Annotated in this window: 8 protein-coding genes; all 8 read left to right on the forward strand. The window is 68.5% G+C overall.

All coding sequences use genetic code 11. The annotated features are described in order from the left end of the window. Positions 1-5: 5 nt before the first annotated feature. Genes ACVWZT_RS14925 through ACVWZT_RS14960 form a run of 8 tightly spaced genes read left to right on the forward strand, consistent with a single transcriptional unit; the run spans position 6 to position 12,894 of the window. Positions 6-1,310: a DotU family type VI secretion system protein gene (locus ACVWZT_RS14925; RefSeq protein WP_457470043.1), complete on the forward strand. Its 1,305-nt coding sequence runs from the start codon at positions 6-8 to the stop codon at positions 1,308-1,310. Next, positions 1,307-4,816: a type VI secretion system membrane subunit TssM gene (tssM, locus tag ACVWZT_RS14930; protein WP_296234018.1), complete on the forward strand. Its 3,510-nt coding sequence runs from the start codon at positions 1,307-1,309 to the stop codon at positions 4,814-4,816. The genes ACVWZT_RS14925 and tssM overlap by 4 nt, the downstream gene beginning before the upstream one ends. Next, positions 4,813-5,469: a type VI secretion system-associated protein TagF gene (gene tagF, locus ACVWZT_RS14935; RefSeq protein ID WP_296234019.1), complete on the forward strand. Its 657-nt coding sequence runs from the start codon at positions 4,813-4,815 to the stop codon at positions 5,467-5,469. Before tssM ends, tagF begins: the two co-directional genes overlap by 4 nt. After that, positions 5,466-6,185 (forward strand): PP2C family protein-serine/threonine phosphatase, encoded by a 720-nt coding sequence (locus ACVWZT_RS14940; protein ID WP_296234020.1) that lies wholly within the window; start codon positions 5,466-5,468, stop codon positions 6,183-6,185. The genes tagF and ACVWZT_RS14940 overlap by 4 nt, the downstream gene beginning before the upstream one ends. Before the next feature lie 8 nt (positions 6,186-6,193). Then, complete coding sequence (locus ACVWZT_RS14945; protein ID WP_457472073.1) at positions 6,194-9,199, forward strand: serine/threonine-protein kinase; 3,006 nt, start codon at positions 6,194-6,196, stop codon at positions 9,197-9,199. Further along, entirely contained in the window at positions 9,199-9,903 is a 705-nt protein-coding gene (locus tag ACVWZT_RS14950) for an ATP-binding cassette domain-containing protein (protein ID WP_457470046.1), read from the forward strand. The genes ACVWZT_RS14945 and ACVWZT_RS14950 overlap by 1 nt, the downstream gene beginning before the upstream one ends. After that, positions 9,903-11,105: an ABC transporter permease gene (locus ACVWZT_RS14955; RefSeq protein WP_457470048.1), complete on the forward strand. Its 1,203-nt coding sequence runs from the start codon at positions 9,903-9,905 to the stop codon at positions 11,103-11,105. Before ACVWZT_RS14950 ends, ACVWZT_RS14955 begins: the two co-directional genes overlap by 1 nt. After that, positions 11,098-12,894, forward strand: a complete 1,797-nt coding sequence (locus ACVWZT_RS14960; RefSeq protein ID WP_457470050.1) for a formylglycine-generating enzyme family protein — start codon at positions 11,098-11,100, stop codon at positions 12,892-12,894. Before ACVWZT_RS14955 ends, ACVWZT_RS14960 begins: the two co-directional genes overlap by 8 nt. The last annotated feature ends 58 nt before the right edge of the window (positions 12,895-12,952 follow it).

The raw sequence follows: 12,952 nt of genomic DNA on the forward strand, positions 1-12,952 counted from the left end.
CCGCGATGCACCCGGACGATCCGCAGGCCAACGACCGTACCCAGTTCATGCCGCGCCCCGGTGGCCGCGCGGCCCCGCAGCCTGCCGCGGCAGCGCCGCAGCCGTCATTGCAGGTGCCAGCCGAACCCCTGGCGCCTGGCCAGGGCGTCGGCCTCAACCCGCTGGAGCAGGCGGCCGGGCCATTGCTGGCCTTGCTTACCCGCCTGCGCAACACCATCGCGCACTCGGCGCCGGCCAGCCTGCGCGCGCAGTTGCTGGCCTATCTGCGCCAGTTCGAAACCCGCGCCGAAGCCGCTGGGGTGGTGCGCAACGAGGTGCTGCTGGCGCGCTACGCGCTGTGTACTGCGCTGGACGAGGCGGTGCTCAGCACGCCGTGGGGCAGTGCCAGCGACTGGAGCCGGCAGAGCTTGCTGATCACCGTGCACAACGAGGCCTGGGGCGGTGAGAAGGTGTTCCAGCTGATGGAGCACTGCCTGCAGAGCCCGCGCGAACGCCTCAACCTGTTGGAGCTGTTGTACCTGTGCACCAGCCTCGGCTTCGAAGGCCGCTACCGGGTCATGAACGATGGCCGTGCCCAGCTCGAAGCGCTGCGCGAGCGCACCGCGGCGGCGATCCGCAGTGCCCGTGGCGAGCGTGAGCGCGAACTCTCGCCGCACTGGCGCGGGGTGACGGTCAGCCGTGACCGCCTGGCCCAGTTCGTGCCGCCCTGGGTGGGCCTGGCAGTGGCCGTGGCGCTGCTGTTGCTGTTGTTGTTCGGCCTGCGCCTGAAGCTGGCTGCCGATGCCGAGCCGGTGTTCCGCGGTATCCATGCGCTGGGTGAAATTCCGGTGCAAGCCATGGACCGCCCGGTGGTGCAGCCCAAGCCGGTGGAGCGCCCACGCCTGGCCGGGTTCCTCGCCGAGGACATCAAGGCCGGCCGGGTCGCCGTCGAAGACGCGGTCGACCGTTCGGTGGTGACCATTCGCGGCGACGAACTGTTCGCCAGCGCCAGCGCCAGCATCAAGGGCGATTTCCAGCCGCTGATGCTGCGCATTGCCGAGGCGCTGGCCAAGGTCAAGGGCAACGTCCGGGTCACCGGGCACAGCGACAACCAGCGCATCGCCACGCTGCGCTTCCCGTCCAACTGGGCCTTGTCGCAGGCGCGCGCCGAAGAGGTCAAGGGCATCCTCGCCGCGCGCACCGGGCAACCCGAGCGCTTCAGTGCCCAAGGGTTGAGCGACACCGAGCCGCTGGCGTCGAACGACACCGCGCAGGGCCGGGCGAAGAATCGCCGGGTTGAAATCACCGTTCTGGCGGAGGGCGTCGAGTGAAGGCGTTTTTCAGTTTTGTCATTCGCTGGGTAATCCCGCTTCTGGGCCTGATTGCCCTCAGCCTGATCATCTGGTTCGTCGGGCCGTTGCTGGAAATGCTGGCGCCGCCGGCGCCACGCTGGTTGTTGATCATCCTGCTGTTCGCCCTGTGGGGTGGCTACCGCGCCTGGCGCATCGTGCAGGCACGCCGACAGGCGGCCAAGGTCATGCAGAGCCTGGCCGCAGAGACCGCCCCCGACCCTGCCAGCGTGGCCACCAGCGAAGAGCTGGCGGCGCTGCGCCAGCGCATGGACGAGGCCCTGGCCCTGCTGAAGAAAGCCCGCCTGGGCGGCGACGAACGGCGCAATCTGTACGAGCTGCCGTGGTATGTGATCATCGGCCCGCCCGGTTCGGGCAAGACCACCGCGCTGGTCAATTCCGGGCTGCACTTCCCGCTGGCCGCGCAGCTGGGCGAGGGCGCCATCCGTGGTGTCGGCGGCACGCGCAACTGCGACTGGTGGTTCACCGACCAGGCCGTGCTGCTCGACACCGCCGGCCGCTACACCACCCAGGACAGCCACGCCCAGGTCGACAAGGCGGCCTGGCTGGGCTTTCTCGACCTGCTCAAGACCCAGCGCTCGCGCCGCCCGATCGACGGCGCGTTCATCGCCATCAGCCTGTCCGACCTGCTGCTGGGCAGCGATGCCGAGCGCGCCGCCCATGCCGCGGCGATCCGTGCGCGCATCCAGGAACTGTACAGCCAGCTGGGCGTGCGCTTCCCCGTGTACCTGATGCTGACCAAGCTCGACCTGGTGCCGGGCTTCATGGAGTTCTTCGACAACCTGGGCAAGGACGAACGGGCCCAGGTGTGGGGCATGACGTTCCCGCTGGACACCCTCGAACAGGGCGGTGACGGCCCCTTGGCGCAGTTCGATAACGAGTTCGGGTTGCTCGAACAGCGCCTCGGCGAGCGCCTGGTCGAACGCTTGCAACAGGAACGCGACCCGGCCCGGCGCGACCTGATCTACGGCTTCGTGCAGCAGTTCGCCGCCCTGCGTGGCAACCTCAAGCTGTTCCTCGACGGCATCTTCAAGCCCAACGCCTTCGAGGCGCGGGCGCTGCTGCGCGGTGTGTACTTCACCAGCGGCACCCAGGAAGGCAGCCCCATCGACCGGCTGATCGGCAGCATGGCCCAGAGCATGGGCCTGGACCGTGCGCACCTGGCACGCCAGAGCGGTAGCGGGCGCAGCTATTTCATCGAGCGGCTGTTCACGGCGGTGGCCTTCGCCGAGCGCGGCCTGGTTGGCAGCAACCCCAAGGTGGAGCAGCGGCGCCGGTGGATCGCCCGGGGAGCGCTGGCCCTCAGCGTGGCGCTGGTGCTGCTGGTCGGCACCTTGTGGACTCTCAGTTACCGCGCCAACCAGCAATACATCGCCGAGGTCGACAGCCGCCTGCAGCCGCTGGGCAAAAGCGTGCAAGGCCTGAGCCCCGCGCAGCGCAACGTGGTCGACGTGCTGCCGCTGCTCAACGCCGTGCGCCACCTGGCCGACGATCCACCCAGCTGGGCCGAGGGCCTGGGCCTGTACCAGGGCGACATGCTCGAAAGCGAATCGCAGAGCCTGTACCGCAAGCTGCTGATCGCCATCTTCGCCCCGCGCCTGGTCACTCGCATCGAGGAGCAGCTGTATGCCGGCGGGCCATCCGATTACCTTTACGAAGGCCTCAAGGCCTACCTGATGCTGGCCGATGCCGAGCACTACGACCCGGACTTCATCAAGGCCTGGATCACCCTCGATTGGGAGCGCCAGTTGCCTCGCGACCTGGCGCCTGACCTGCGTCAGGCCCTGGAGCAGCACCTGGCGGCGCTGTTCGAGAAACGCCCGCCGAATGCACGCCTGGACCAGCGCCTGATCGACGATACCCGTCGCCAGTTGCAGCAACTGCCGGTAGCCCAGCGGGTGTACGACCGGGTCAAGCGCCAGAAGCTGCCAGGCGGGGTCGACGACTTCCGCGTCAGCGACGCTGCCGGGCGCGATGCCGCCCTGGTGTTTCGTTTCAAGAGCGGCAAGCCGCTGAGCGAGCCGTTGTCGGGGCTGTTCACCGTGCAGGGCTACCGCCAGGTATTTCTCGCCGCCAGCCTGGCGCAGAGCACCACCCTGGCCGAGGAGCGCTGGGTACTGGGCCGCGCGCCGGGCGAGGCGGGCGATGCCCGGCGCCTGGCCGACGATGTGCAGCAGCTCTACTACCAGGATTACATCCGTCACTGGGATGCCCTGCTCGACGACCTGGACTTCGTGCCGATCACCAGTGTCGGCCAGGCCGCTGACGTGTTGCGCGTGCTGTCCGGGCCGACCTCGCCGATGAAGCTGCTGCTGCAGGCGGCGGCCCGTGAAACCAACCTGGCGCAGCCGACCACCCTCGACAAGGCCCAGGACAAGGCCCAGCAGGCCGGTGTCGACCAGTTGCGCCAGCGCCTTGGCGGGTTGCTCGGCGACGCGCCGCTGCCGGTCGACAGCCCCGCTGCACGCACGCAGGACCCGGTGACCGCGCACTTCGCCGAGCTGGCCACGCTGGTTGGCAGCGGCGAAGGCCAGCCCGCCGCTATCGACGGCTTGCTCACCGACCTCAATGCGCTCTATGTGCAGGTCAGCGCCATGGTCGGGGCCAGCGGCGACGCCTTGCTCGGCGAGGCCAAGAACCAGGCCCAGGCTGCGGCGCAACGGGTGGCCCTGGGCGCGGCACGCCAGCCCAGGGTGGTACAGAACCTGGTCAGCTCGGTACTTGGCTCGACCCACGGCATCGTCATGGGCGGGGTGCGCAACCAGCTCAATGCTGCCTGGGCGAGCGAAGTGCTGAATGTCTACCGCCAGTCGCTCAGCGGCCGCTACCCGTTGGTGGCCGGCAGTGCCCGTGACGCCACGCTGGAAGACTTCGGCCAGTTCTTCGGCGTCGGCGGGGTGATGGACAACTACTTCCGCAAGTACCTGCAGCCCTACGTCAATACCTCGAGCACTCCATGGAGCTGGCAGCCGGGCGCGGCGCAGAAGCTGGGCATCGGCAGCAACGTGCTGTATACCTTCCAGCGCGCGGCGAGCATCCGCGATGCCTTCTTCCGCAGCGGCAACGGCTTGCAGCCAAGCGTACGTTTCGAACTCAAGCCGGTGGCGATGGACGCGAGCATCACCCAGTTCCTGCTCGACCTCGACGGCCAGCAAGTCAGTTACGACCATGGCCCAAGCCGCCCGGTGGCGCTGCAGTGGCCCAACCCCAACAGCATCGGCGTGGTCCGCCTGTCGATCGCGCCGCCAGCGGCCAGCGGCCGTTCGGGGCTGACGGTGGAAGGCCCATGGGCGTGGTTCCGCCTGCTCGATCAGTCCGACCTGGTGGCCGGCAGCTCGCCAGAGCGCTTCAACCTGCGCTTGCGCGTGGAGGGTGCCAGTGTGTCCTACGAGCTGCGCGCCAGCAGTGCCTTCAACCCGTTCCGCAGCCGAGTGGTCAGCGGTTTCAGCCTGCCGGAGCATCTGTGAACGACGTCGGTTTCTACGGAAAACTGGCCTGCCGCGGCGACTTCGTCAGCCGCGGCTTGCCGCAGACCTTCATCCAGCCCTGGGACCAGTGGCTGGCCGCCGGTATCCAGGCCAGCCAGCAGGCGCTTGGCGAGGGCTGGCTGCAGGCCTACCTGGTCAGTCCTTTGTGGCGCTTTGCCCTGGCACCCGGGGTGTGTGGCCCGGATGCGGTGGTCGGCGTACTGATGCCGAGCATCGACCGGGTCGGGCGGTACTTTCCGCTGAGCGTGGCGCAGGTACTGGAACCCGGCGTGGCGATCGCAGGGATCGTCGGCGGTGCCGATGAGTGGTTCGAAGCTGTCGAGGCAGCGTTGCTGGGCACGCTTGAAGCGGATGCGTCCTTCGAGCGTTTCGAGGCGGCCTTGCAGCCGTTCAGCCAGGCCAGGCCGCTGCTGCAGGGGCCGCGTGTGACCGTGGGCGGGTTGCAGCGGCTGGACGGCGTTACCCCGCAGGGCCGGGCCCTGGCGCTGGCCGAATGCGCCTGCCAGGGCATGAGCCTGTGGTGGGGGCAGGGCAGCGAGCGAATCGCACCTGGCCTGCTACGTAGCCAGGGCCTGCCGGGCAGCGACCAGTTCGCCGCGTTCCTGCTCGGCAGCGAGGCGCAACCCGCATGAACCGTGTGCACTACAGCGCGGCCAGCTACAGCCATGTGGGCATGGTCCGCAAGATCAACGAAGACGCCTGCCTGGAGCTGACCGGGGATGGCTTGTGGGCCGTTGCCGACGGCATGGGCGGGCATGCCGCCGGTGACTACGTGAGCAGCCTGGCGGTGGACAGCCTGCGCCAGTTGCCGCTCATCGATGGGCTGGAAGATTTCGCCCAGGCCTTGCGCGACACCCTGGCCCGGGTCAACCGCGTGGTGCGTGACGAAACCCTGCGCCGGGGCGTGGCGATGATGGGCAGCACGGTGGTGCTGCTGGCCGCACGCGGCGACCGGGCCGTGGGCTTGTGGGCCGGTGACAGCCGCCTGTATCGCCTGCGCGATGGCCGCATCGAACGCCTGTCGCATGACCATAGCTATGTCCAGGAACTGCAGGACAGCGGCCTGCTCAACGAGGCCGAAGCGCGCGTGCACCCGCGCGGCAACATCGTCACCCGCGCCATCGGCGTGGAAGACCAGCTCGAACTGCAGGCGGTGAGCGTGCAGGTACAACCCGGCGATACCTACCTGCTGTGCAGCGACGGTTTGAACAAGACTGCCGAAGACCACGAGATCGCCGACGTGCTCGGCCACGCCGATCCCTACCAGGTGGTCCGCAGCCTGGTGCACCTGGGGTTGACCCGTGGCGCCCCCGACAACATTACCGCGGTGGTGGTGAAGGCGAATTGATGAGCACCCTGAACATGCAGATCCCCGGATTCGACATCGACAGCGAGATTGGCCAGGGCGCCATGGCCAGTGTCTACCTGGCCACCCAGCGCTCCCTGCAGCGCAAGGTAGCGCTGAAGGTAATGGCCGCGAGCCTTGCCGCCGACCCTACCTTCTGCGAGCGCTTCCTGCGCGAAGGGCGCACGCTGGCGCGGTTGGCGCATCCGCACATTGCCACCATCCACGACATCGGTAATGTCGGTGAGCTGTACTACATGGCCATGGAGTACCTGCCCAGCGGGACCCTCAAGGAGCGCATCGCTGCCGGGCTTACCCCTGAGCAGGGCTTGCTGTACGTGCGGCAGATCGCCCAGGCGCTGGGTTATGCCCACGCCCAGGGGCTGGTGCACCGCGACGTGAAACCGGCCAACATCCTGTTCCGTGCCGACGGCACGGCGGTGCTCTCCGACTTCGGCATCGCCAAGTCGCTGGATGACCGCACCCAGTTCACCCAGGCCGGCTTCGCCGTCGGCACCCCGAGCTACATGAGCCCGGAGCAGGCGCGGGGCATGGACATCGACGGCCGCGCCGACCTGTATGCGCTTGGGGTGGTGCTGTACGAGATCCTCGTCGGCGAGCTGCCGTACCGGGGCAACGATGCCTTGTCGACGGCATTGGCCCACCTGACCGAGCCGTTGCCGGAGCTGCCCATCGAGCATGGGCGCTATCAGGACATCCTGCGCGGGCTGCTGGCCAAGGACCCTGAGCTACGCTTCGCCGATGCCGCGGCGTTGCTGGCTGCCCTCGACCGCCTGCCAGCCGACAGCGCGGAGCGCACGGTGATTCGGCCGGTGCCGGGCGCGCTGGCGGGCAAGGCAGAACTGGGTGGGCTGACACCGGTGTCCATCGATATCCCGCAGGCTACGGCAAAGCCGGTCGCTGCGCCTGCACCTGCGCCAAAGCCGGAGCCGACCCGGCCCGCTGCGCCGCCGCAACCTGCCCCGGGCAAGCCGGCCAAGGCCCTGCTGGCCGTGGCAATCGCCGTGGCGCTGGGCCTGGGCGCGACCTTCTTCTGGTTGCGCTCTGGCAATGAGCAGCCGGTTGCGCAACCACCGCTGGCGCAAACCGCGAGCAACCCGCTGGCGCCGACCGCGCCGCCGCCAGCTGCCAGCGAAGACGGCCGGCCATTGTTGATGCCAGGCAAGAAAACCCTGTACCAACGCGTGCTGAGCAAACCCGAAGCGCAATTGCTGGCCCGCCCCGGCGACAGCGCGGGTGAGCCGCTGCCGGCCTTCTCGGTGCTGTACGTGTACCAGCGCAAGGACATCGACGGCCAGCCATGGCTGGAAGTGGGCGCCTCCAGCAGCGGCCAGCGCGACGGCTGGTTGCCGGCGGCGCAAACCAGCGACTGGAAGCAAAGCCTGGTGCTGAAATTCACCGAGCGTTCCGGCCGTTCGCCAGTGATGTTCATGCGCCAGGCCGAGGACCTGCAGCAACTGCTCGACGACACCGGCAAGGCCCGCGCCGACCTGCTCAAGGCGCAGAACCAGCCCGACCAGGTACCTCAGGTGCTGGCCTTGGAGCCGGCCGCCAGCGCGGTGCCACAGAACCAGTTCTACCTGATGCCGATCTTCGACTACCGGGAAAGCTTCGGCGCCGACGGCCAGCCGGTGCAGTTGCTCAACGTCGCCTCGATCGACCCTGGCAGCAGCGCCCGCAGCCAGGCGGCCACGGCTGCCGGCGCGGCGGTGGCGACGGACAACCGCTTCCGTACCGGCATCGTCCTGGTGGTCGACACCTCGGTGTCGATGCAACCCTACATCGACCGCGTGCGCCAGGTGGTCAGCGAACTGCAGGCGCAACTGGCCGCACGTGGCGAACTGGACAACGTCAGCTTCGGCCTGGTGGGCTTTCGCAACAGCGTCAAGCGTACCCCGGGCCTGGACTACCTGAGCAAGACCCTGGTCAGCCTGGAGGAGGGCCGCGACCCGGCGCGCTTCCTCAAGGCCGCGTCGCAGGTCAAGGCCACCAGCGTTTCCAGCCACTCGTTCAATGAGGATGCCTTTGCCGGGGTGATGCAGGCCGTGGAAGGCATGGACTGGTCGGGCTATGGCGGGCGCATCGTCCTGCTGGTCAGCGATGCTGGCGCCCTGCGCAAGAACGACCCGTACAGCAGCACCCAGATGAACGAGGCGGAGGTTCGCCAGGCCGCGCTGAGCAAGCAGATCAAGATCTACGCCTTGCACCTGCGCACCCCGGCCGGGGTGAACAACCATGGCTCGGCCGAAAGCCAGTACCGCGTGCTCACCGCCGACAGCAACCCGCAGATCGGCGACCTGTACGTGGGCGTGCCGGGCGGCGATGTAGGCGCCTTTGGCGAGCGCGTGCGCGAAATCGGCTCGACCTTCGCCGAGCTGGCGCACCAGGTGCGTCAGCAGCAGCCACAGCCGGTACCCCGGTTGGCCACGGGCGCCAGCCTGGCGGCCAAGTCGCAGGCGATCGGTTACGCCATGCACATGGACTTCCTCGGCCGGCATGCTGCCAGCCAGGCGCCGCAGCTGGTCAGTGCCTGGACCGCCGACCGCGACCTGACCAACCCGGCACTGCCGAGCCTGCAGGTGTGCGTGATGCTGACCAAGTTGCAGCTCAATGACCTGCAGCAATCGCTGAAGCTGATCGTCGACGCCGCGCGCAAGACCCGCAGTTCGCCAGGTGATTTCTTCAACGAGATTGCCAGTGCCAGTGCCTACATGAGCCGCGATCCGGGTGCCCTGCGCAAAGGCGCCAACCTGGCCCAGGGCGGGGTCCTGGGCGAATACCTCGAAGGCCTGCCATACCGCAGCAAGTCGCTGAGCATGACCGAGGACCTGTGGTTGTCGCTGTCGGTGGCCGAACAAGAGGACTTCATCGACGAACTGGACTCGAAGATCCGCCTGTACGAAACCTTCCACAACGACATGGCCAACTGGGTGCGCTTCGGCAAGGCCGAGCCGGGCGATGCCCTGTACCGTGTACCGCTGTCGACGCTGCCGTGATGATCAGCCTGCACGGGGTGCGCAAGACGCGCGGGCAGGGTGCCCAGCGCTACAGCCTGCAGATCGATCGGCTGCAGCTGGCGGCTGGGGCACGGGTGGCGCTGGTCGGCCCCAGCGGCTGCGGCAAGAGTACCTTGCTCGACCTGCTGGCGCTGGTGCTGGCGCCGGATGCCGCCGAGGGCTTCGTCTTTGCTGGCTACGATGTGGCTGGCCTGTGGCGCCAGCGCCGTCTCGACCAGCTGGCGGCGCTGCGCAGCCGCCAGCTGGGCTATGTTTTGCAGGCCGGCGGCTTGCTCGGCTTCCTCGATGTGCGTGGCAATATCCGCCTGCCCCGGCAGCTGTTGGGGCTGGGCGAGGACGGCAGTGTCGAACGCCTGGCCGAGGCGCTGGATGTACATGACCAGCTGGCCAAGAAGCCTGCCGCGTTGTCGCTGGGGCAACGCCAGCGGGTCAGCTGCGCCCGGGCCCTGGCGCATGCACCGGCGTTGCTGCTGGCCGACGAGCCTACTGCGGCGCTGGACCCGGTGAACGCCGAGCGGGTCATGCAGTTGCTGCTGCGCGAGGCCCAGGCTCGCCAGGTGACCTGCGTGCTCGCCACCCATGATGAAGCATTGGCGCGCCGGGCCGGGTTGAACGTGCTGCGCATGGCCTGCCGGCGCGATGCCGACGGCGGCGTCACTGCCAGCCTGGCGCAGGCCGTCTGATGCGCCCGTGGCTGATCGCCGGCCTGGCCTGGCAGGACTACCGCAACGATGCGCGGCTGTCGGCGTGCAGCGTGCTGGCACTGGTTGCGGTGATCGCCCCCTTGCTGGTGCTGTTCGGGCTCAAGTTCGGCCTGGTCGGCAGCCTGACCGAGCGGCTGCAACGCGACCCGAGTGTGCGCGAAATCACTCCCCTGGGCGGTGGCCGTTTCCATGCCGATTTCATCCACGCCCTGGCACAGCGACCAGACGTCGCCTTCGCCATTGCGCGAACCCGGCAGATTGCTGCCACCGCCGAGCTGTTGCTGCCTGCCCGAGGGCGCGCGGTGACTGTCGAGATGCTGCCAACCGCTGCCGGTGACCCCTTGCTGCAACAGGTGCCGCCACCGCAGGGCCTGCAGCAGGTGGTATTGAGTTTCACCGCTGCCGAGAAGCTCGGTGCCGCTGCCGGTGATGAGTTGCAGGCCAGCTTCAGCCGCCAGCAGGCCGGCCAGGTGCAGTGGCGCCAGACGCGCCTGCAGGTGGCCGCGGTGCTGCCGCTGGCGGCGTTCGAGCGCGATGGCCTGTTCGCTTCGCTGGCCCTGCTCGAAGCGGTCGAGGATTACCGCGACGGGCGCGCTGTGCCGGCGCTGGGCTGGCCTGGCGAGGCCGCAGGCAGCGATGCCGGGCGGATCTACCCGGCGTTTCGCCTGTATGCCCGGGGGCTGGCCGATGTCGAGCCGCTGCGCGCCTATTTTGCCGAACGCAAATGGCTGGTATCGACCCAGGCGGCGCAGATCGCCCAGGTGCAGGCCCTCAGCCGCAACCTCGACCTGGTGTTCTGGATCATCACCAGCCTCGCCGTGGCCGGCGCCGTGGCCGCGATCGCCGCTGGCGCGGTGGCGGCAGTCCAGCGCAAGCAGCGCGAGCTGGCGGTGCTGCGCCTGCTGGGGTTCGGTACGGCCGCGCTGCTGCTGTTCGTGGTGCTGCAGGCGCTGTACAGCGGCGTGCTGGCGGCGGCAGCTGCCGGCGGCCTGTACCTGCTGGCCGAGCAGGGCCTCAACCGGATCTTCACCCAGGTGCCCGGCGAGTACGCCAGCCGCCTGTTGCCGATGCATTACTTCGTTGCGTTGTCTGCGGTGCTGCTGGCCAGCGCCGCCGCTGCTGCCGTGGGCGGCTGGCGAGTGACGCGCATCGATGCCAGCCAAGGAATCCGTGATGTCTGAACTTCGCCTCGGGGCTGCGGCCCTGCTTCTGACCACGCTGGGCCTGGCGGCCTGTTCGCCGGGCGCCGAGGAGCTGCCAGCCAGACCGGCCAAGCCAGTCGACACCGCTGCGGCCAGCGCCCCGGCAGCGGCGGTCGATACCAGCAAGCTGGACAACCCCAAGCCCCTGCCCGGTGACGTCAGCCTGCCGCTACCGTGCGGCGGCGAACTGGTGCTGCGCAGCGTCTATGTACTGGCCCAGGGCAGCCTGGACGACCGCGAGGTCAACCTAGGCTACCCGTTCAGCGAAGGCGAGGCCGGCTACCAACAGTCGTTCATTTCCGGTTATCGGCGTGACTTCATCAATGGCCAGTTCAGCCTCCAGGACCTGTCGCCCGAGTGGCAGAAGGCAGTTGCCCCCGGCCTGCCCAAGCTCGACCAGGCCGGCCCGCTCAAGCCGATGATGTATTTCATTGGCAAGTACGAGGTCAGCGCCCGCCAGTATGCCCAGGTAATGGCCCAGGCCCAGGCGCTGGCCGGCGGCGAGGCGGCGCCGGCCTGCCAGCCCGACACCACGGCGGCCGGGCGCCTGCCCAAGGTCAAGCTGTCGCGCTTCGAGGCCGAACGCTTTGTCGCGGTCTACAGCGCCTGGCTGCTCAAGTATCACCGCGACCTGCTGCCGGTCAGTGGCCGGGGCGGCAAGGCCGAGGACGGCGGTATCGGCTTCGTGCGCCTGCCCACGGAAGTGGAGTGGGAGTTCGCTGCCCGTGGCGGTTCTGCGGTAAGCCGCCAGGAACTGGAAGGGCGGCTGTTCCCGCGCAAGGTCCAGGGCAGTGACAGCGATGGGCCGCTCAGCGACTGGGCGGTGTACAACCAGGTGGCTGGCGGCACCGGGCAGGCGGCACGGCTGATGCCGATCGGCACCCGGTTGCCGAACCCGCTGGGGCTGTTCGACGTGATCGGCAATGCTGCGGAAATGGTCCAGGAGTCGTTCCAGCTGGTGCATGCCGGCCGCCTGCAGGGCGCCTATGGCGGCTTCGTGGTCAAGGGCGGCAACTACCTCGAAGGTGAGGGCACGCTGTTCACCGGCATGCGCCGCGAGTACCCGCTGTTTGGTGCTGACGGTACCGAGCAGCGCAACGAGACCACTGGCTTCCGGGTGGCCATCGGGGCGCTGTCGGCGCCCCGTTCGCGTTACCAGGAACTGTTCGAGCAGTGGCAGAAGCAAGGGCGCCTGGCCAGCCTGACCGACGACATCGATGCCGCCGAGGACCCGACCAAGCGCCTGGACAGCATCATCGCCGCCACCACCGACCCGCGCCAGCAGGCCGAGCTGGGGCTGGTCAACGAAGAGCTCAAGCGCAGCGTGTCGCTGATCGGCCGCCAGCGCGAAGAGGCGGCCGGCAACCTGATCCAGTCCGCCGCCCTGGTGGCCGAGACCATCAACAACTACAACATCCGCCTGACCAACCTGCGCAACACCCAGGCCGAGGCCCAGGCGCGTGGCGACCAGACCAGCGTGCGCATGTATGCCGCGGCCATCAGCAACGGCCGCGCTGCGCTCGATGGCGCGGTGGCGATCTACATCGACAACCTGGCCAGCGGCACGCGCTACACCGATGCGGTGATCCAGGCGCAGTTCCAGCGGGTCAAGGAAGAACTCAATCGCAAGCCGGTCCTGGGCCAGAGCCTTGTGAGCCGCGCGACCCTGTTCGTTCGCCACGTTGGGGAGTACCGCCAGAACCGGCGGGCCGACCCGGCGACGATCCTCAAGGAGCTCCTGGCATCGGCCGCCGCGCGGCCTTCGTAGTGGCTTCTGCCTGACGCAAGCGCGGGGTGGCATGAGGCCCCCCGTTTTAACCACCCAC

The sequence above is a fragment of the Pseudomonas sp. TE21394 genome (assembly GCF_054057835.1).

Excerpts from the sequence above, each read along its gene's own strand:
- ACVWZT_RS14925 (WP_457470043.1), top strand. The coding sequence starts at position 6 with ATGCACCCGGACGATCCGCAGGCCAACGACCGTACCCAGTTCATGCCG.
- ACVWZT_RS14940 (WP_296234020.1), top strand. The coding sequence starts at position 5,466 with ATGAACCGTGTGCACTACAGCGCGGCCAGCTACAGCCATGTGGGCATG.
- ACVWZT_RS14950 (WP_457470046.1), top strand. The coding sequence starts at position 9,199 with ATGATCAGCCTGCACGGGGTGCGCAAGACGCGCGGGCAGGGTGCCCAG.
- ACVWZT_RS14955 (WP_457470048.1), top strand. The coding sequence starts at position 9,903 with ATGCGCCCGTGGCTGATCGCCGGCCTGGCCTGGCAGGACTACCGCAAC.
- ACVWZT_RS14960 (WP_457470050.1), top strand. The coding sequence starts at position 11,098 with ATGTCTGAACTTCGCCTCGGGGCTGCGGCCCTGCTTCTGACCACGCTG.